The following is a 19897-nucleotide window of genomic DNA, read 5'->3' on the forward strand; positions in this document are numbered from 1 at the left end:
CCGGTTGATTCCTTAAGTATGCCGCGTCACCAACGCGTCTTCATACGACGTGTTGACATTGGGCCACTCTCTGGAGGATATTCGACATTATCGAATTGCGTTCTGTATTTCTTTGAGTCGCGAGGGAAAGTGTCTCGCGGATCCAGCTCGAAAAGTTCAACGGAGAGCAAACATGAAGATAATCCTGGAGGTCTCAACATGAAGAAACTAATCAATTCCCCGGAGACGGTTCTCGCCGATTCCCTCATCGGCGTGGCGGCCGCACACCCGGAACTTCGCGTCGACCACGTCAACCGCATCATCTACCGGACAGACCCGACCAGAGCAGGCAAAGTCGCCCTGCTCTCTGGTGGGGGAACCGGCCATGAGCCGCTCCACGGCGGTTTCGTCGGTGTGGGAATGCTTGACGCGGCCTGCGCCGGGGCGGTCTTCACCTCGCCGACACCCGACCAGATGCTCGAGGCCACGAAAGTCGTGGACAGCGGAGCGGGCGTGCTGCACATCGTCAAGAACTACACGGGCGACGTGATGAACTTCGAAATGGGCGCGGAACTGGCCGCGGCTGAGACCGGGATCGAGGTTGCCGTCGTGGTCGTCAACGACGACGTCGCGGTCGAGGATTCCACCTTCACCGCAGGCCGCCGGGGCGTCGGAACCACTGTCCTGCTCGAGAAGATCGCGGGTGCGGCAGCCGAGGAAGGCCGCGACCTCGCGGCCGTCACCGCGGTGGCCCGCCAGGTCAATGAGTCCGGCCGTTCCATGGGCGTGGCCCTCAGCAGCTGCACGGTTCCCGCGGCCGGGAAACCGACCTTCGAACTTGCCGAAGGCGAGATGGAGATCGGCGTGGGCATTCACGGGGAGCCGGGCCGCCGCCGGGTGCCGCTGGCCGGGGCCGCCGAGGTTGCCCGTCTGCTCGTCGAGCCGATCCTCGCCGACCTGGACTTCACCGGCGCCCCGACGATCGTGATGGTGAATGGGCTGGGCGGAACCCCGTTGATCGAGCTCTATGTCATGTATGCCGAAGTCAGGAAGATCCTCGACGCCGCCGGCATCACGGTTGCCCGCTCCCTCGTGGGCAACTACATCACCGCGCTGGACATGGCGGGCTGCTCCGTCACGATCCTCAAGGCCGACGAGGACCTGCTTCATCTGTGGGATGCGCCGGTGAACACCGCCGGGCTGCGCTGGGGAATCTAGCACCATGACGAATGACACGATCAGCCTTGACCAGCTCACCGGCTGGCTCACCCGTTTTCGCGACTTGGTGACCGAGCAGGTCTCCTACCTCACCGAACTGGATTCGGCCATCGGCGACGCGGACCACGGCTCGAACATGACCCGCGGCATGGATGCGGTCCTCGAGAAAATCCAGGCCTCACCGGTCGTGGCCGTCGACGAACTGTTCAAGGGCGTGGGCATGACCCTGGTGACGTCCGTGGGTGGTGCCAGCGGCCCCCTGTACGGCACCTTCTTCCTGCGGATCGGTACCTCGGCAGGACCGGTCAGCACCCTGGACGCGCCCGGCCTGGCGGCCGCGCTTCGTGCAGGGCTGGGCGGCGTCGTTGCCCGCGGCAAGGCCGAGGCCGGGGATAAGACCATGTTCGACGTCCTCGCTCCCGCGCTCGACGCGTTCGACGCCGACCTCGTCGTTTTCTCCGATATCTCCTCGGCGGCCCGTGCTGCCTACTCCGCTGCACAAGCGGGGCGGGATGCCACCGCACCCCTGATCGCCCGCAAGGGCAGGGCCAGTTACCTGGGGGAACGCAGCATCGGCCACATCGACCCGGGAGCCGCGTCGACGTCGCTGCTTTTCCAGGCTCTGGCCGAGATCCTCGACAAGGAGTAGATCGTGATCGGAATCGTAGTGGTATCGCACAGCCCCCGGCTCGCGCAGGCAGCAGTGGACCTCGCAGTGGAAATGGTCGGGGTCAACGGCCCGGCCATCGCGATCGCAGCCGGTGCCGGCGCAGGGGTGATCGGAACGGACGCGTCCAAAGTCGCCGAGGCCATCGCCGAGGTTTCCTCTCCCGAGGGCGTGCTCGTGATGATGGATCTGGGATCGGCTGTGATGAGCGCGGAAATGGCGCTGGAGTTCTCGGACGACCCCGACCTGCCCGTCCGGCTCAGCAGCGGTCCCTTCGTAGAGGGCCTGATGGCGGCGGTGGTGCGCGCGGCGGGTGGCGCCACCCTTGACGAAGTGGAACGTGAGGCCCGAGGTGCTCTTCGTGCCAAGCAGAGTCACCTGGGCGACGAGGACCCGGCCGGCCTGCCGGTCGACTCCGGCCCGGCGGCGGAACACACGATCGAGGTGACGTTGCTGAACCCCGACGGCCTGCACGCGAGACCGGTCTCGATGCTCGTCACCGCCATCAGCGCCTTTGAGGCGACGGTGACGGTCGCCAACCTCCGCACCGGCCGGCCCCCGGTGCCGGCTAACAGCCCGACTGCCCTGTTGACCGTCGGCGCCCGGAAGGGCGACACGATCTCCGTCGCGGCGGCCGGGCGGCAGGCTGTGGAGGCGCTCGAGGCCGTGAGTGAACTGGTCGGGAAGGGCTTCGGCGAGCTCGCGGCCGCCCACGCTCCCGCGCCCAGGCCGGCGCGTTCCGCGTCGCGGCCGCAGGCCCGGCCGCAGGGCGGGGCGCCGTCGAGCGGGCCTCTGGGCGTGAGCCCCGGCTTCGCCGTCGGTCCGATCGTGCGGATGCAGGAACCGGTGAACGAGCCGGGGCCGGCAGTCGCACTCCCCCTGCGCGAGCGAGCGGCGGCCGCGGAGAGGATCGTGGCCGCCGCGGCATCCGTAGCCCTGGCCCTGCGGGACAAGGCGGCCCGGGTGTCGGGAGCGGCGCGTGGGATCCTGGAGGCAACGGCGCTGATGGCGGCGGATCCCGGGCTGATCGATGCTGCCGTTTCCCGAGTGACCGGGCAGGGCCACACTCCGGAGCGTGCCGTCTGGGCGGCTGTGAGCGAGGTCACAACGGTTTTTAAGGAGCAGGGTGGGCTCCTCGCCGAACGTGTCTCGGACCTGCACGACGTGCGCAACCGCATCGTGTCCGAGTTGCTCGGCCGACCGGCACCGGGCCTGCCGGATCGTGTGGAGCCGTATGTGCTCGTGGCCCGGGACCTGGCCCCCGCCGACACGGCGCTGATCGACCCCACGGTGTGTCGGGCGATCGTCACCGTCGAGGGCGGGCCCACCTCCCATACGGCCATTCTCGCGCGGGCGCTTGGCTTGCCTGCCGTGGTGGCGGCCCGCGATGCGATGGACCTGCCTGAGGGAAGCGTGGTGATCGTTGACGGCACGACCGGTGAGATCGTCGTGGCCCCCACCGACGACCAAGTGTTGCGAGCCGAGGAACAGATCCGCCGGGTGATCACCTTCGACGGTACGGGAAGGACCAGGGACGGGCACCGCGTGCAGCTCCTCGCGAACGTGGCTTCGCCTGACAGTGTTGCCGCCGCGATCGAGGCGAACGCCGAGGGTGTCGGCCTCTTCCGCACCGAATTCTGCTTCCTCGACCACGCCGAGGCTCCGGGACTCGACGAACAGGTCGCCGCGTACCGGCAGGTGTTCGCCGGATTCCCCGGGAAGAAGGTCACTATCCGAACGCTGGATGCGGGAGCCGACAAGCCGCTGGCCTTCGTCACGGCGGCCGACGAAGTCAACCCTGCCCTGGGCATCCGGGGGTATCGCACAGTGTGGCAGCGGCCGGAACTGCTGGACACCCAGCTGCAGGCCATCGCAGCGGCGGCCGCCGCGGAAGACGCCGACGTCGGCGTCATGGCGCCGATGATCGCGACCGTCGACGAGTCCGTGGACTTCGCGGCCCGCTGTGCCGCGCACGGCCTGCACAACGTGGGCGTGATGATCGAGACTCCCGCCGCCGCTATCACGGCGGGCCCCATCCTCGAACGGGTGGACTTCGCGAGTCTGGGGACCAACGACCTCGCCCAGTACACCATGGCGGCCGATCGGCTGATGGGGGAGCTCGCCCTGCTCAACGACCCCTGGCAGCCGGCGGTCTTGCGGATGATCCGGGAGGCCTGCCAGGCCGGTCTGGCGGCCGGCAAGCCGGTCGGGGTCTGCGGTGAGGCCGCGGCAGATCCGATGCTTGCCGCCATCCTGGTGGGGCTCGGGGCGACCAGCCTGTCGATGTCCCCGCGAGCCCTGGGCGGCGTGGCCGAGTTCCTACGCGGCGTGACGGTGGACCAGTGCCGGGATGCCGCACTCGCCGCGGTCGCCGCCGGCAGCGCCGGCGCGGCGCGATCCGCCGCCGCGCTCCTGCTGGAGCCGACACGGGCGTAGCTGCCGGTGTCGGCCCCTCCCGGGCGTCCGATCTGCACAAATGTGCAACGCTGGCTTTCAGAAACAGCGACGTATTTCCTGTAAATCCTGAATAGCATTCAAAAAATTGGCCAAGAGCGCGTGTTTGTGCGTCAGATCCGATCTCTGAGCCGTGACATCAGACTGGGCGGATGTGCCGGAAACCGCTCGGAGGGTGCGCTCGCACGGTCGCCCGCTACAGGGCAGCCGATGTCGGTCGAATCGGCGGGCGTAATGTGAAATCTGTGCCCCGGAAGACCGGTTCACCGCCACCGTCCCACAAAGATGTAGACGCAGTTCGACCAGGAAGAAGTTCCACGATGACCACTTCAATCCGCACAGTCATGAGCCCCGGACGTTACGTCCAAGGCAAGGGAGCGATCGATCGCCTCGGCGAATTCGTATCCCAGATCGGCTCCGCCCCCCTGATCGTCGCTGATGACGTCGTGTGGGGTTTCGCAGGGCAGCAGGTCTCGGCGAGCTTCGCTGCTGCCGGCCTCCGCGTCGAACGGGTCGAATTCGACCGCTTTGCGACTGCGTCCGCGGTCGACGCGCTGGTCGAGAAGATCCGCGTAACCACGGCCGACGTGATCATCGGCTTGGGCGGCGGAAGCACGATCGACTCGGCCAAGGCCGCCGGCTTCCTGGCTGGAATTCGTTGGGTCAGCGTGCCCACCGTGGCGTCGACCGACGCTCCCACCTCCGCACTCTCGGTGATCTACACGGAGGAGGGCGAGTTTGTCGAATACCGTTTCTTCCCGCGCAACCCCGACCTCGTGCTGATCGACACCCAGATCGTGGCCAACGCGCCGGTCGAGTTCCTCATCGCCGGAGTCGGCGACGCGCTGGCGACCTGGCTCGAAGCCCGGGCCACGGCGGCTGCCCATGCGACCACGATGGCCGGGGGGCTGCCGACCCAGACCGGCACCGCGCTGGCCAAGTTGTCGTGGGACGTCATCTGGGAGAACGCCCTTCCGGCCCTCGATGCCGTGCGTGACAACCTGGTCACACCTGCTCTCGAGAAGCTGGTGGAGGCGAATACGCTTCTGTCCGGACTCGGTTTCGAGTCGGGCGGTCTGGCCGCCGCCCACGCCATCCACAACGGCCTGACCGCGGCCCCGCAGACCCACGGTCTCACCCACGGTCAGAAGGTGAACATCGGCTCGCTGACCCAGCTGGTCCTCGAGGGCGCGCCACGCACCGAGGTGGAAGACTTCATCGAGTTCACCACTCTCGTCGGATTGCCCACCACGCTGACCGAGATCGGTCTCAGCCTGGACGACGAGAAGGAGCTGAGGGCCATCGCCACGGCGTCAACCCTGCCGGGTGAGACGATTCACAACATGCCGTTCGTGGTCACTGCAGACGACGTTCTCGACGCCCTCAAGTCGATCGAGGGGCTCTCGCGGTCCGTGCGCGCGGCGCGCGGCCTGCCCGCTCCCGTCAAGTACGTGCAGAAGCATTGATCCGTCGGCCCGCCGGTCGCCACGAACCCTCAGTGGCTGCCGGCGGGCCTCCGTCTGCTCACTCGCACAGTGCCCGGGCGCTGCTCTCGTCGATGAACAGGTCGGTGATCAGGTTCGCGGCCAGCGCGCCGCGGAGACTGTCCACCTTGGACTGGCCCGAGACGACGCAGATGCGCCGGGGGGTGCGGCGCAGCACCGACAGTTCCGGGCCGGTGCCGCGATCATTGAGCGGGATGCCGTCGGTCGAGCCGTCCGCGCGGTAGAAGACTGTCGCGACGTCGCCGACGACCCCGGCGTCGCTAAGAGCGGTGAGCTCGTCGTCGTCCAGGTAGCCTCCGACGTAGACGTGGCTGGGGACGTTGGAGAAGGGCGAACCCACGCTGAAGAGCGCGACGTCCATGTTCCTCTGCATTTCCAACAGCCGGCGCAAGCCGCGCTCCCGCCAGTACGCCGTGCGTGTGGCCGGGTCGTCGAAGAAGGTGGGAACCGGGAACTGTTCCAGGCGGGCGCCGAATGCGTTGCTGAACCGCTGCAGGATCTCGTTGGCGTAGTCGAGGCCGGTGCTGCGTGTGTTGCCGGCGCCGTTCAGCTGCACGATCTGTGCGTTGTGAGTGCGTTTAGGGGTCACGTGGCGGCTGACCGCATTCATCGTGGAGCCCCAGGCGATGCCCATGATCATGTTCGAGTCGAAGAACTCGCCGAGAATCCGTGCAACCGAGAGGGCCACGCGCTCCAACCGATCGACGTCGCTGGCGTGGTCGGGCACCGGCACGACGTGCGCGGTGACCTGGAAGCGGTTCAGGATGAGCTTCTCCACCCGGCTCGTCGCGTCGAGCGGGGACCGGATCTGGATGTCGACCAACCCGCTGGTTCTGGCCTGGCTGAGCAGACGGGACACCGAGGAGCGGGAGGTGTGCAGTTCCCGCGCGATGGCCTCCATGGTCAGGTCCTGCATGTAATACAAGTGGGCCGCCGTGAGCGCGTCACTGGTTCGGTCCGACAGGGACGGATCGTCTGGATGGGCCATTTTAACTCCTTGCACGTATGTTCAAACCTCTTGACCGTTTGTGTCGAACCTAGCAGGGTAGAAGCAATTCCCCTCCACCCACAGAGAAGTGAGCGAACAGTGCTGTCCACACCCGATCAGTCATCTTCCGCACCGTCACAGTCCAGTGGTGCCGCCGCCCAGGCCGCCATCCAGGACCGCCCCCGCGCTCAAGTTCTCATCATCGGAGCCGGCATCAACGGCATCGCGACCTTCCGCGATCTGGCCCTGCAGGGCGTGGACGTCGCCATCGTCGACAAGGGCGACTACGTTTCCGGCGCATCCTCGGCCTCCTCGCACATGATCCACGGCGGTGTGCGCTACCTCGAGAACGGCGAATTCCGCTTGGTCAAGGAGTCTGTGGAGGAGCGCAACAGCCTTCTCAAGATCGCCCCCCATTACGTCAAGCCGCTCAAGACGACCATTCCGATCTACTCCACCTTTTCCGGAGTGATGTCGGCGCCGATGCGGTTCCTCACCCACAAACAGGGTGCGGCCCAGGAGCGCGGAGCTCTACTGATCAAGATCGGCATGATGCTCTACGATTCCTTCTCCCGCGACGGCGGCAATGTGCCCCGGCATGAATTCCTCGGCAAGAAGGCGTCGCTCGAAGTGCTGCCGCAGATAAACCCGGGCCTCAAGTACACGGCCACCTACTACGACGCCTCCATGCACGACCCGGAGCGCCTCGCCCTCGACGTGCTGGCCGACGGCCTGGCCGCCGGCACCCACGCCCGGAGCGCCAACTACATCGAGGCCGTCGGCATGGATGCTGCGGGTGTGCGCCTGCGCAACACGGTCTCCGGCGCCGAATTCAGCTTCGAGGCCGACATCGTGGTCAACACGTCCGGACCGTGGACCGACCTCACGAACACGGCCCTCGGCCAGGCCAGCACCTATATGGGCGGCACCAAGGGGTCGCACGTCGTGCTCGACAACCCCGAACTGCTCGCCGCGACCGGCGGTCGCGAGATCTTTTTCGAGCACAAAGACGGCCGCATCGTGCTGATCTTCCCGCTTGCGGGCCGCGTTCTCGTCGGCACGACCGACCTCGAGCACGACATGACTCAGCCGGCGCGCTGCACCGAGGCCGAGGTTGACTACTTCTTCGAACTCGTCAACCACGTTTTCCCAAAGGTGGCCGTCGACCGGTCGCAGATAGTGTTCCGGTTCGCCGGCGTGCGCCCGCTGCCCCGCCACGACGACGAGGCGCCCGGTTTCGTCTCGCGCGACTACCGCATCGAATCGCGCCCGCTCGGCGCCCGGCACGGCACCCTGCTGAGCCTGGTCGGCGGCAAGTGGACGACCTTCCGCGCCCTGGCCGAACACCTGAGCGGCGACATCCTGACCCTGCTCGGCCTGCCGCGCACCGTCTCGACGGTCGGCCTGCCCATCGGTGGTGGTCGAGACTTCCCGGCGACGGATGCCGCACGCGGGGTCTGGGTTGCCGCCAACGGCGACAAGGTCGGCGCCGAGCGTGCCGATGTGCTGCTGACCCGGTACGGCACGCGCGCCACCGAGGTGATCACCTGGCTCACCGCCGAACCGGACGCGCCGCTCATGCAGCACCCCGGCTACACCCGGCGCGAAATCGAGCTCATCGCCCGGGCGGAATCGGTCATGCACCTGATGGACCTGCTGCTGCGCCGCACCAGCATCGCTTTCCGCGGCGAAGTGACTCTGCCGCTGCTCACCGAGCTGGCCGGCGTGCTCGCACCAGTCCTCGGCTGGGACGCCGCCCGGAGCGCGCATGAGGTCGACACCGCGGTGAATACACTGCGCGACATGTACGGCGTGCACCTGGCCCCGGCGGAAACGCCGGCCGTGCCGGCCGTCTAGGGACTGCTCGGGACTGCCCTGCGGGCGGGCGGGCGCTGCGGTCGCCTGCCCGCAGCCTGCCCTCCGGCCCGGCTCCGTACCCGCAGACTTGAAGGCTGATCTGCACAAACGTGCAGAAAGGTCAGGACCACCGGCGGTCTCGAGTCGCTAGGTTTTTTACTATCCGTTTCCTTCGCTTTCTTCATTTCAATAATCTAAAAGGATGTCAACGTGGACAATCTCGGTATCGTATTCCTCTCGGAAGTGGTGGGAACCGCTCTCCTGATCCTGCTGGGCTGCGGGGTGGTCGCCAACGTCGCCCTGACCAAGAACAAGGGCTTCGGCGGCGGATTCCTGATGGTCACCATCGGCTGGGGCCTCGCGGTGTACGCCGGCGTGATCGTCTCCTATAACTCGGGCGCTCACTTGAACCCCGCCGTCACCTTGGGACTCGTGTCGTCCGGGGCCACCGAGTTCGGCTCGGGGGTTCCGGTCAACGCTGTGTCCGTGGCGGCGTACATCGGGGCTCAGTTGATTGGTGCCATCCTGGGTGCCACCGTCGTCTGGCTCGCCTACAAGCAGCACTTCGACCAGGAACCGGAGCCGGCCAACAAGCTCGGCGTGTTCGCGACCGGTCCGGCCATCCGTTCCTACGGCTGGAACCTCATTACCGAGATCATCGGCACCTTCGTGCTCGTCTTCGTCGTCATCGCGTTCGGCGGCGGGCGCCAGGGCGAGAGCGGCGGCCTGGCCGCCCTTGGCGCCCTTCCGGTTGCCCTGCTCGTGATCGTGATTGGCACCTCGCTGGGTGGACCGACCGGCTACGCGATCAACCCCGCCCGTGACCTCGGCCCGCGCATCGCGCATTTCCTGTTGCCGATCAAGGGCAAGCGTTCCTCCGACTGGGCCTACTCGTGGGTGCCCGTCGTCGGTCCCGTCATCGGTGGCCTGCTGGCCGGCTGGACCTCCGCGTTCCTCCTGCCGATCCTCGCGTAGGCGCCGCTCGCTTCTTCTTTTTCCATTCCTGAATACCCGTGTACCCAGCATTGACAAAGGAGTTAAAAATGGCACAGTACGTCATCGCAATCGACCAGGGAACCACCAGTTCCCGTGCGATCATTTTCGACAAGGCCGGGTCGATCATTTCGACCGGTCAGCTCGAACACGAACAGATCTTTCCCCGGGCAGGCTGGGTCGAACACGACCCGTTGGAGATCTGGAGCAACACCCGTGAGGTCATCGGTCAGGCTCTGGCCAAGGCCAACCTGACCCGCCACGACATCGCGGCCGTGGGCATCACGAACCAGCGCGAGACCGCCGTCGTCTGGGACCGTCACACCGGTATCCCCGTCTACAACGCCATTGTCTGGCAAGACACCCGCACCCAGCCCATCGTCGACCGACTCGCCGCCGACGGCGGTGTCGATCGTTTCAAGGCCCAGGTCGGCCTGCCGCTGGCGACTTACTTCTCCGGCACCAAAATCGTCTGGATCCTCGAGAACGTCGAAGGGGCGCGAGAGAAGGCTGAGGCCGGCGACCTCATGTTCGGCACGACCGACACCTGGATTCTCTGGAACCTGACCGGCGGCCTCGAGGACGGTGTGCACGCAACCGACGTCACCAACGCCAGCCGCACCATGTTCATGGACCTGAAAACCCTGCAGTGGGACGACGAGATCCTCGCGGCGTTCGACGTGCCCAAGTCGATGCTGCCCGAGATCCGTTCCTCCTCCGAGGTCTACGGCATCGCCAGCGGCCACAGCCTGCTGCGCGAAACCCCGATTGCGAGCATCCTGGGTGACCAGCAGGCCGCGACGTTCGGGCAGGCTGCCTTCGACCAGGGTGAGGCGAAGAACACTTACGGCACCGGTAACTTCCTGATCTTCAATACGGGCACCGAAATCATCCACTCCAAGAACGGTCTGCTCACCACGGTCGGCTACAAGCTCGGCGACGCCGAACCGCACTACGCCCTGGAGGGCTCGATCGCGGTCACCGGCTCGCTCGTGCAGTGGCTGCGGGACAACCTGGGCATCATCAACTCTGCGGAGGAGATCGAGGCACTCGCCCTGTCGGTCGAGGACAACGGCGGCGCCTACTTCGTGCCCGCCTTCTCCGGCCTGTTCGCGCCGTACTGGCGTGCGGATGCCCGTGGTGCCCTGGTCGGCCTCACCAGCTACGTGAACAAGGGCCACATCGCCCGCGCCGCCCTCGAGGCGATCGCGTACCAGACCCGCGAGGTGCTGGACGCGGTCAACGCCGACGCTGGTGTTCCGTTGACCGAGCTCAAGGTCGACGGCGGGGCCTCGGCCAACGACCTGCTGATGCAGTTCCAGGCCGACATCCTCGGCGTGTCTGTCGTGCGCCCGGTGGTGGCGGAGACGACCGCCCTGGGTGCCGCCTACGCGGCCGGCCTGGCGGTCGGTTTCTGGAACAACCTCGGTGAGCTGCGGTCCAACTGGCAGGAGGACGCCCGCTGGGAGCCGAGCCTGGACATCGCCGAGCGCGACCGTCTGCTGCGCAACTGGAAGAAGGCCGTCACCAAGTCCCTGGACTGGGTCGACGCCGACGTGATCTAGCCCGCGCCCCCTTTTTCCCCCCGCGTCCCTGCGCGCGTACGACGCACCCCACCGAGACCCGGCGGCCGCCCCTGGCCGCCGGGTTTCGGCATCCGTTCCCCGTGGCCCGTGCCCGTTCCCCGTGGCCCGTGCCCGTGCCCGTTCCCCGTGGCCCGTGCCCGTCCCCCGTGGCCCGTGCCCGTCCCCCGTGGCCCGTGCCCGTCCCCGTCTTCCCCTCGCGCCGGCCGGCATCCGTGCCCCGTCGGACAGTTCCTTCGTGGCGCTTCCCGGAGGGCAGCTCCCGTGGGTGGTGTGTGGCTAACTCAGGAGATCTACCCCGGCGGCGCCAACGGATGCCGGACTGGTGTAGTTTGTCCCTCGTTTCACAGCCGTTTCTCCTGAATTAGCCACGGGTCGGCGGCGACACCGCGGATCCTCCACAGCACAGGCTGACCGGAGCAGGCCACAGGTGGGCAGCCGACGCGGCAGACGGGGCCCGCGCTGTCCACACTGTCGACATGACTTGGGCAGAGTACTTCCGCGTCCACAATGTGCAGATCGCCGAAACCGGGGCGCTGAACGCCGCCGGCGCCAATTGGCGGGTGCTGAGGGCGGCCGTGCAGAGTGGATATCTGGTGAGGGCGCGTCGAGGGCACTATGCGCTTCCCGATACGGATTCGCACATCCTCGAAGCGGTGCGGCTGGGTGGGCGACTCGCCTGCGTCTCCGCGGTTGCGAATGCCGGGATCTTCGCCCTGGACAGCACCTTCGCGCACATCCATGTCGACCCCACCGCTTCCCGGTTGCGGGCGCCGCACGATCGATTTCAGCAGCTCAACGCTCACAACCGAGACGGTGTGGAACTCCACTGGGGTCAGCTGCTCGACCCCTGCGGCGGCACCGAGTTCCGTATCGGGCTGGCCGATGCGCTGGTCCAGGTTTTCCGGTGCCAGGAACCGAGATTCGCGATCGCGTCACTCGATAACGCCTTGTACAAGAGACTGCTCGCGGAGCAGACCGTGGCCCAGATCTTCGCAGCCCTGCCCGCGGAGTTGCAGTCCCTGCGCCCGCTCATCGACTGTCGCAGCGAATCGGGCCAGGAGACCGTGCTCCGCCTCGTGATCACGGGAGCCGGCTTCGACGTCGAGATCCAGGTCGAGATCGGGGGCGTCGGTCGCGTCGATATGATCGTCGAGGGGCGCATAGCGGTCGAGGCCGACAGCCGGCAGTTCCACGACGGCTGGGAGGCGCACGCGCGCGACCGCACCCGCGACTGCGACCTCGCCATGCGGGGGTACCTGACTCTGCGGGTTCTCTACCGGGACATCATCCACCACCCGAAGCGCGTCATCGCCGCGATCACCGGCCTTCTGGCGTCGACCAGTCACTACCGCACCTTCATCGTCTAGTCGGTTCCCGGCAAGCCGACATCCGCTCCCGCACCTCCATCGTCTAGTCGGTTCGCGGCAAGCCGACATTCGCTCCCGCGGGGCTGCCGGGTCCGGCTTGGCGGACACCCAACCTGCCGGTCATGCGGTTGAGACCCACCCCCATGTGGCTAACTCAGGAGATCTGCCGAATCGCAGTATCAGACCCGCGTGTTTCCGGGGCGAAGAGGAACGCATATTACGGATGTCCTGAGTTGGCCACGCAGGCAGGAGCCGTGCCTGCTTCGAGCCCGGCGTTGCCGTCAGCGTGGCCGGGCGGCGCGCGCAGCGGGGCGGCCCGCCCGCGGACCCGACCTCCTTGCGGTCGAGACCCACCCTCGTGTGGCTAACTCAGGAGATCTGCCGAATCGTAGTATCAGACCCGCGTGTTTCCGGGTCAAATAGAAACGAATGCGACGGATGTCCTGAGTTGGCCACACCGGGGCAGGCCAGGGGGACCCCAGCGGCACCGTCAGGGGGGGGGGCAGCCGTCAGCGGGGCGGGGAACAGCCGTCAGCGGGGGCCGGCGGTCAGTGGGGCGAGGCTGCGGGCCGCGAGGGCCCCGGGCAGCGCGGCGAGGCTGGTGATCCGGATGATGCCCAGCCGGGCGGCCTCGGCCGCATCCGCCCCGGCCCCGGCACCACTACCTCCAGCACCACCCCCAGCCCCGGCCGCGGTCCGGTCCAGCCAGACTCCGGTCAGCCCCGCCGCGGCGGCTCCGATCGCGTCCGTGCGCAGCCGGTCGCCCACGTAGACGGTCTGCTCCGACTCCGACCCGAACACCATGCAGGCATGCCGGAAGATGCGAGGATCCGGCTTGGCGAAGCCCAGGCTGCCGGATGCGATCACGTGCTCCAACCGCACGTCGAGCCCGGTGTCCGCCAGTTTGTGCCCCTGAGGCGTCGACTCACCGTTGGTGATCAGCCCGATCCGCACGCCCGGAAAGGCGACGGCCAGCGCGTCGAGGCAGGGGAGCGCATCGGTGTGGAGGCGCCAGCTCGCCCGATAGTGCAGAAAATACGCATCGAACCAGCTCGTCGCAGCCGGCCCGGTCAGGGTCACGCCGTGCGCCGCCGCGAAGTCGCGGGCCCGCTCCCGGCGCTGCCCGGCGAAGTCCAGACTGCCGGCGAGGTAGGCGTGGTAATGCCGCTCTTCCAGGTCGTCCCAGAGCGCCAGCGCCGCGCCGGGGTCGGCGTCGGTGAAGGTGCCGCCCAGAGAGCCGAGGTAGGCGCGGATGCCGTCGGCCACGGCACCGCGATGGGCGAACAGGGTGTCATCGAGGTCGAACAGAACGACCGCGGGCGCGGGCGCGGACATCCGCTACCCGACGACGACGTCAACGACGACGTCAACGACGACGTCGACGACCATGACGAACATGACGACGAGGGGCCGGCCCCGCCCCATCAGTAGCGAGCTCACCACAATCGCCACCACCGCCCTAGCGCCGCGGTAGCAGGCCGACGCGGTCGTAGGCGCGCGCCAGCGTCTCGTTGGCCACCGTCGCCGCCCGGTCCGCGTTGAGGGCGAGGAGTCGGTCGAGTTCGGCCGGGTCGTCGAGCAGCTCGAGAACGCGCGCCCGGATCGGCCCGAACGTGCCCGTGACCACCTCGGCGAGACCCTTCTTCAGGTCGCCGTAGCCGCGGCCGGCGTACTCGTCCTCGATCGAACCCACCGAGCGTTCCGCGAGCACCGAGTAGATCGTCAGCAGGTTGGCCACGCCCGGCTTGTTCTCGCGGTCGAAGACCACGCCGCCCTCGGCATCTGTGACCGCGCGCATGATCTTCTTATTCGTCACTGCCGGCTCATCGAGCAGCCAGATCACGCCCGCGTGCGACTCGGCCGACTTCGACATCTTCGACGTCGGGTTCTGCAGGTCGTAGATCTTGGCGGTCTCCGTGACGATGGCGACCTCCGGCACTGTGAATGTCTGCCCGAACCGGGCGTTGAAGCGCGCCGCGAGGTCGCGGGTCAGTTCGACGTGTTGACGCTGGTCCTCGCCGACCGGCACGATCTCGGTGTCGTACAGCAGAATGTCCGCGGCCATCAGCATTGGGTAGGCGAACAGTCCCACGGTGGTCGCGTCCGATCCCTGCCGGGCGGATTTGTCCTTGAACTGGGTCATCCGGCTGGCCTCGCCGAAACCGGTGATCGTGTTCAGCACCCAGGCCAGCTGGGCGTGCGCGGCGACATGCGACTGCACGTACAGAGTCGACGCCGACGGGTCGATGCCGCTCGCGATGTATTGGGCGGCGGTGCGGCGGGTGTTCTCCCGCAGCTTCACCGGGTCCTGCGCCACGGTCAGGGCGTGCAGGTCGACGATGGAGAAGTACGCGTCGTGGGTCTGCTGCAGCGCCTTCCAGTTCAGGAGGGCGCCGATGTAATTGCCGATCTGCAGGGAATCGGCGCTCGGCTGCATGCCCGAGTAGAGGCGGGGCTTGTCCATGGGATCAGATCTTTTCGTAGCGTGTGGCCGCCGGCCGGGCCGAAAGCGCGAGTTGGAGGGGAGGTCAGATGGTGTAGTCGACGACCACGGGGGTGTGGTCGGACCAGCGCTGGTCGTAGGCGGCCGCGCGGTCGACGACGTAGCCGGTGACGGATGCCGCGAGCGCCGCTGTGGCCAGCTGGTAGTCGATCCGCCAGCCGGTGTCGTTGTCGAACGCCTGGCCGCGCCACGACCACCAGGTGAACGGCCCGTCCACTTCGCCGGACCACCGGCGCCCCACGTCGATCCAGCCGAGTCCGGCCCCGGCGTTGTAGTCCGGGGCGGCTTCGGCGCCGACGATGCGGTCGAAGTAGGCGCGCTCCTCGGGCAGGAACCCGGCGCGCTTCACGTTTCCGCGCCAATTCTTGATGTCGAGCGTGCGGTGCCCGACGTTCAGGTCACCGAGCACGACGGCCCGGTCGCTGTGCGCGGCGAGCTCGGGCAGTCGTTCGAGCATGGCGTCGAGGAACCTGTACTTCTCGACCTGCTTCGGGGTACCCACCTCGCCGGAGTGCACATAGGTGCTCACGACGGTGATCAATTTGCCGTTGACCTCGTAGTCGGCTTCGAGCCAGCGGCCGGCGCTGTCGAATTCGGCGGAGCCGAGCTCGACCCGGTGGATGGCCGCGGTCGATCGGCTGGCCAGGGCCACCCCGGCCCGGCCCTTCGCGGTGGCGGCGTCGTGCAGGATGCTCCACCCCGGCCCGAGCAGACCCTCGAGGTCCTCGGTCGAGGCACGCACCTCCTGAAGGGCGAGGATGTCCACGTCGCGTTCGGACAGCCAGTCGCCCATTCCCTTGCGGAAGGCGGCGCGCACGCCGTTCACGTTCACGCTCGCGATCCGCAGGCGCTCGCCGGCGAAAGCCGCGGACACAGCGGAGTCGGCGGAGGCGGCGGAGGAAGCAGGGTCGGACGCGGCCGGGGTGGAAGCGGCAGTGGAAGCGGCAGTCGAGGCGGAAGGCATTCCCCAATTCTACTTTGGCTCAGGCCTTGGGGCCGTCGTTCGTCAGCTCAGCGGCTCGCTTCTCGGCGGCGCGCAGGCGACGCGCGGTGAGCAGCCGCTGGGGCCAGGCCGCGGTGTCGTGCGCGAGGCGGGCCTCCCGAAGCTCGGCCTGCACCACCACGCGGAACGCCTCCTCCTCCTGCCGGCGCTTCTCGGTGGCAACCTCGTCCGCGCTGATCCGTCGCGGTGAGAACCCGGCGTCGTCCATGCCGACGGCGATCCAGGATGCGGCGAGCAGTGTCAGGGTGCTGGTCAGGTTGAACCAGATCAGGAGTCCGATGATCACCGCGAATGCGGCGAGCAGCGGGTTGCGGCCGGCGCCGGCGAGCAGCGTGCTGCCGAGGACCTTGAGGACACCGAGGCCCACCGCGCCCAGAATGGAGCCGGTGATGAGCTGGCGGACGGGGATCCGCACCCGCGACAGCACCCGGAACAGTGCGGCGAGGGTGATCGTGTCGATCAGGAGCACGAGGAGCAGGCCGACCGCTCGGGCGGCGCCGTTGAACCAGAACGAATCCCGGGACACCCCGAAAAGCCCGAACAGGGCCCCGAGCGCCTCGGTGCTCGCGATCGAGATCAACGCCGACACCACGAGCACGACCGCGAACAGCACTCCGAGGCCCAGCTCCCGCAGCTTGACGAGGAGGATGAAGGTCTTGTCGGGCGGCATCCGGAAGATCGTGCGCACCGCCTGCGCCGTTGTCGAGAGCCAGCCGAGCACGGTCGCGAGCAGACCGACCAGTGCGATGACGCCGGACCAGCCGAGGACCCTGGCGTCGGCGAGGACGCTTGGGTCAATCACGCCTTCCTCGCCGATCAGCCCGGGCACGGACTGGTTGATGAAGGAGTAGAGCGTCAGCTCGAGGTCGGGATTGGACGTGATCCACAGTCCCGCGATGGAGAAGGTCAGCCAGAGGGCCGCGAACGTCGCGAAGATGGCCTGGTAGGACATGCCGCCGGCCAGGATGCCGCCGCCGCTTTCACCGAACCGGGTGAAGACCCGCACCGGGCGCGAGCGCATGACCCGCGCGATGAGGGTCTTGATCCGGTCGATCGCCGTGGGAGTGTTCACCCGCTCAGCCTAAGCGGCAGCCGGGCAGCGGAGAAAGCGAAAGGCCGGTCTCGCCACGACGAAACGTCGTGACAAGACCGGCCCCAGGGTTCGGACCGGCTACTCCATGCCGCGCAGCATGGCCTGCTTGACCTCGGAGATGGCCTGCGTGACCTGGATCCCGCGGGGGCACGCCTCGGTGCAGTTGAAGGTCGTGCGGCAGCGCCACACGCCTTCCTTGTCGTTCAGGATATCGAGGCGCACGGCGGCGTTGTCGTCGCGCGAGTCGAAGATGAAGCGGTGCGCGTTGACGATCGCGGCCGGACCGAAGTACTGTCCGTCGGTCCAGAACACCGGGCAGCTCGACGTGCACGCGGCGCAGAGGATGCACTTCGTCGTGTCATCGAAGCGTTCGCGCTGGGCGACGGTCTGGATGCGCTCCTTGCCATCGGTGGGGGCGTTGTTCGCCACCAGGAACGGCTGCACGGCACGGAACGATTCGAAGAACGGCTCCATGTCCACGATCAGGTCCTTCTCCAGCGGCAGGCCCTTGATCGCCTCCACGTATACCGGCTTGGTGATGTCGAGGTCCTTGATCAGGGTCTTGCAGGCCAGGCGGTTGCGGCCGTTGATGCGCATGGCGTCCGAGCCGCAGATGCCATGCGCACAGGAGCGGCGGAAGCTCAGTGAGCCGTCCTGCTCCCACTTGATCTTGTGCAGAGCGTCGAGCACGCGGTCCGTCGGGTACATCTGTACGTCGAAGTCGTCCCAGTGCGGTTCGTCGTCGACCTCCGGGTTGTACCGGCGGATGATCAGGGTCACGGTGAAGGACTGGATTTCCTCCGGCACGACCGGGGCACTCGCAGTTGTCGGTGCGGTTGCGGTTGCGGTTGCGGTTGCGGTACTCAACTCAGTACTTCCTTTCCATCGGCTGGTAGCGCGTGATGGTGACCGGCTTCCAGTCGAGCGCAATGTGGTCGGCGGCGTCGGCGGAGAGCGGGTCTCCGGTCAGGTAGGCCATGGTGTGCACAAGGTAGTTTGCGTCGTCGCGCAGGGGGAAGTCGTCGCGCATGTGCCCGCCGCGGCTCTCCTTGCGGTTGCGTGCGGAGTACACGACGACCTCGGCCAGGTCGAGCAGGAAGCCGAGTTCGACGGCCTCGAGAAGGTCGGTGTTGAACCGGCGGCCCTTGTCCTGCACGCCGATGTTCTTGTACCGCTCGCGCAGGCCGTGGATCACGTTGGTGACGTCGGAGAGCGATTCGTCGGTGCGGAACACCTGCGCCTTGGCGTCCATCGTCTCCTGCAGCTCCTTGCGGAGCACGGCGATGCGCTCGGTTCCGGTCGAGGTGCGGATTCCTTCCAGCAGCTCCCGCACACCCCGGGCCGGGTCGGTCGGCAGCGGCGTGAACTCGGCCGTCGTGACATAGGCGACGGCGTTGTTGCCGGCGCGCTTGCCGAAGACGTTGATGTCGAGCAACGAGTTGGTGCCGAGGCGGTTGGAGCCGTGCACGGACACGCAGGCGCATTCGCCGGCCGCGTAGAGGCCGGGCACGACGGTCGTGTTGTTGCGCAGCACCTCCGCGTTCACGTTGGTGGGGATGCCGCCCATCGCGTAGTGCGCGGTGGGCATGACCGGCACCGGTTCGGTGACCGGGTCGACGCCCAGGTAGGTGCGGGCGAACTCGGTGATGTCGGGCAACTTGGTCTCGAGCACCTCGGCACCGAGGTGGGTGCAGTCGAGGTACAGGTAGTCCTTGTTGGGACCGGCACCGCGGCCTTCCGCGACCTCCTTGACCATGCAACGGGCGATGATGTCCCGCGGGGCGAGGTCCTTGATGGTGGGCGCGTAGCGCTCCATGAACCGTTCGCCGGCCGCGTTGCGGAGGATGGCGCCCTCTCCGCGCGCGCCCTCGGTGAGCAGGATGCCGAGGCCCGCCAGTCCGGTCGGGTGGAACTGGAAGAACTCCATGTCCTCGAGCGGCAGGCCCTTGCGCCACACGATGCCCACGCCGTCGCCCGTGAGGGTGTGCGCGTTGGAGGTGGTCTTGTAGATCTTGCCGAACCCGCCGGTGGCGAAGATGAACGCCTTCGCCTGGAAGACGTGCAGTTCGCCGGTGGACAGGTCGTAGGCGACGACGGCCGAGGGCTGGTCGACCCCGTCGACCGGTGTCATGACCAGGTCGAGCACGTAGTACTCGTTGAAGAAGTTGATGCCGCGTTTGACGCAGTTCTGGTAGAGCGTCTGCAGGATCATGTGGCCGGTGCGGTCGGCGGCGTAGCAGGCCCGCCGTACCGGTGCCTTGCCGTGGTCGCTGGTGTGGCCGCCGAACCGGCGCTGGTCGATCTTGCCCTCCGGCGTTCGGTTGAAGGGCAGGCCCATGTTCTCGAGGTCGATGACCGCGTCGATGGCTTCCTTGGCGAGGATCTCGGCCGCGTCCTGGTCCACCAGGTAGTCGCCACCCTTGACCGTGTCGAAGGTGTGCCATTCCCAGTTGTCCTCTTCGACGTTGGCGAGGGCCGCGGCCATCCCGCCCTGCGCCGCACCCGTGTGCGAACGCGTCGGATACAGCTTGGAGATCACGGCCGTGCTGGCGCCGGAGCCGGCTTCGATGGCGGCACGCATACCGGCACCCCCGGCTCCCACGATGACGATGTCGAACTGGTGGTAGTGCACACCGTCGATGACGGTGGACTCTGAGGGCGCGGTTGAAGCATCCGTAGTCATA

Annotated in this window: 15 protein-coding genes; 8 read left to right on the plus strand and 7 right to left on the minus strand. The window is 67.4% G+C overall.

Going from position 1 to position 19897, the window contains the following annotated elements; all coding sequences use genetic code 11:
* The first annotated feature begins 198 nt into the window (after positions 1-198).
* From dhaK to E3O28_RS07240, 4 genes are all read left to right on the plus strand, one after another.
* Positions 199-1197 (plus strand): dihydroxyacetone kinase subunit DhaK, encoded by a 999-nt coding sequence (dhaK, locus tag E3O28_RS07225; protein WP_134342677.1) that lies wholly within the window; start codon positions 199-201, stop codon positions 1195-1197.
* A gap of 4 nt (positions 1198-1201) precedes the next feature.
* Positions 1202-1846, plus strand: coding sequence for a dihydroxyacetone kinase subunit DhaL (dhaL, locus tag E3O28_RS07230; RefSeq protein WP_104100359.1), 645 nt, complete (start codon positions 1202-1204; stop codon positions 1844-1846).
* 3 nt (positions 1847-1849) lie between these two features.
* Positions 1850-4300, plus strand: coding sequence for a phosphoenolpyruvate--protein phosphotransferase (gene ptsP, locus E3O28_RS07235; RefSeq protein WP_134415499.1), 2451 nt, complete (start codon positions 1850-1852; stop codon positions 4298-4300).
* A gap of 338 nt (positions 4301-4638) precedes the next feature.
* Positions 4639-5784, plus strand: coding sequence for a glycerol dehydrogenase (locus tag E3O28_RS07240; protein ID WP_104100357.1), 1146 nt, complete (start codon positions 4639-4641; stop codon positions 5782-5784).
* A 58-nt stretch (positions 5785-5842) separates the two neighbouring features.
* Here E3O28_RS07240 and E3O28_RS07245 read toward each other — a convergent pair whose 3' ends face one another.
* Entirely contained in the window at positions 5843-6811 is a 969-nt protein-coding gene (locus E3O28_RS07245) for a sugar-binding domain-containing protein (RefSeq protein ID WP_104100381.1), read from the minus strand.
* Between the two features lie 168 nt (positions 6812-6979).
* Between E3O28_RS07245 and E3O28_RS07250 the strand changes: the two genes are divergently transcribed.
* The 4 genes from E3O28_RS07250 to E3O28_RS07265 all read left to right on the plus strand — a co-directional run bounded on the left by E3O28_RS07250 (position 6980) and on the right by E3O28_RS07265 (position 12614).
* Positions 6980-8668: a glycerol-3-phosphate dehydrogenase/oxidase gene (locus tag E3O28_RS07250; protein WP_241973051.1), complete on the plus strand. Its 1689-nt coding sequence runs from the start codon at positions 6980-6982 to the stop codon at positions 8666-8668.
* 210 nt (positions 8669-8878) lie between these two features.
* A complete protein-coding gene (locus E3O28_RS07255; protein ID WP_134401231.1) occupies positions 8879-9643 on the plus strand; it encodes an MIP/aquaporin family protein in 765 nt (254 codons plus the stop codon).
* Positions 9644-9711: 68 nt separating this feature from the next.
* Positions 9712-11226, plus strand: coding sequence for a glycerol kinase GlpK (gene glpK, locus E3O28_RS07260; protein ID WP_104100354.1), 1515 nt, complete (start codon positions 9712-9714; stop codon positions 11224-11226).
* A 497-nt stretch (positions 11227-11723) separates the two neighbouring features.
* Positions 11724-12614, plus strand: coding sequence for a hypothetical protein (locus E3O28_RS07265; RefSeq protein WP_134415500.1), 891 nt, complete (start codon positions 11724-11726; stop codon positions 12612-12614).
* 531 nt (positions 12615-13145) lie between these two features.
* Here E3O28_RS07265 and E3O28_RS07270 read toward each other — a convergent pair.
* From E3O28_RS07270 to sdhA, 6 genes are all read right to left on the minus strand, one after another.
* Entirely contained in the window at positions 13146-13949 is an 804-nt protein-coding gene (locus E3O28_RS07270) for an HAD family hydrolase (RefSeq protein ID WP_104100352.1), read from the minus strand.
* 124 nt (positions 13950-14073) lie between these two features.
* The gene (gene trpS / locus E3O28_RS07275) at positions 14074-15078 is read right to left on the minus strand and encodes a tryptophan--tRNA ligase (RefSeq protein ID WP_104171369.1); all 1005 of its coding nucleotides are present in this window, start codon (positions 15076-15078) and stop codon (positions 14074-14076) included.
* A 64-nt stretch (positions 15079-15142) separates the two neighbouring features.
* On the minus strand, positions 15143-16081 hold the full coding sequence (locus E3O28_RS07280) for an exodeoxyribonuclease III (RefSeq protein ID WP_104100350.1): 939 nt from the start codon (positions 16079-16081) through the stop codon (positions 15143-15145).
* Between the two features lie 19 nt (positions 16082-16100).
* Positions 16101-17192: a YihY/virulence factor BrkB family protein gene (locus E3O28_RS07285; RefSeq protein ID WP_104100349.1), complete on the minus strand. Its 1092-nt coding sequence runs from the start codon at positions 17190-17192 to the stop codon at positions 16101-16103.
* Positions 17193-17291: 99 nt separating this feature from the next.
* Positions 17292-18020: a succinate dehydrogenase iron-sulfur subunit gene (locus tag E3O28_RS07290; protein ID WP_104100380.1), complete on the minus strand. Its 729-nt coding sequence runs from the start codon at positions 18018-18020 to the stop codon at positions 17292-17294.
* A 61-nt stretch (positions 18021-18081) separates the two neighbouring features.
* Positions 18082-19896: a succinate dehydrogenase flavoprotein subunit gene (gene sdhA / locus E3O28_RS07295; protein WP_104100348.1), complete on the minus strand. Its 1815-nt coding sequence runs from the start codon at positions 19894-19896 to the stop codon at positions 18082-18084.
* Between the last annotated feature and the right edge of the window lies 1 nt (position 19897).

The organism is Cryobacterium sp. TMT2-14, from assembly GCF_004402465.1.
GTDB lineage: Bacteria > Actinomycetota > Actinomycetes > Actinomycetales > Microbacteriaceae > Cryobacterium > Cryobacterium sandaracinum.

Excerpts from the sequence above, each read along its gene's own strand:
- dhaK (WP_134342677.1), top strand. The coding sequence starts at position 199 with ATGAAGAAACTAATCAATTCCCCGGAGACGGTTCTCGCCGATTCCCTC.
- dhaL (WP_104100359.1), top strand. The coding sequence starts at position 1,202 with ATGACGAATGACACGATCAGCCTTGACCAGCTCACCGGCTGGCTCACC.
- E3O28_RS07240 (WP_104100357.1), top strand. The coding sequence starts at position 4,639 with ATGACCACTTCAATCCGCACAGTCATGAGCCCCGGACGTTACGTCCAA.
- E3O28_RS07245 (WP_104100381.1), bottom strand. The coding sequence starts at position 6,811 with ATGGCCCATCCAGACGATCCGTCCCTGTCGGACCGAACCAGTGACGCG.
- glpK (WP_104100354.1), top strand. The coding sequence starts at position 9,712 with ATGGCACAGTACGTCATCGCAATCGACCAGGGAACCACCAGTTCCCGT.
- E3O28_RS07265 (WP_134415500.1), top strand. The coding sequence starts at position 11,724 with ATGACTTGGGCAGAGTACTTCCGCGTCCACAATGTGCAGATCGCCGAA.
- E3O28_RS07270 (WP_104100352.1), bottom strand. The coding sequence starts at position 13,949 with ATGTCCGCGCCCGCGCCCGCGGTCGTTCTGTTCGACCTCGATGACACC.
- trpS (WP_104171369.1), bottom strand. The coding sequence starts at position 15,078 with ATGGACAAGCCCCGCCTCTACTCGGGCATGCAGCCGAGCGCCGATTCC.
- E3O28_RS07280 (WP_104100350.1), bottom strand. The coding sequence starts at position 16,081 with ATGCCTTCCGCCTCGACTGCCGCTTCCACTGCCGCTTCCACCCCGGCC.
- sdhA (WP_104100348.1), bottom strand. The coding sequence starts at position 19,896 with ATGACTACGGATGCTTCAACCGCGCCCTCAGAGTCCACCGTCATCGAC.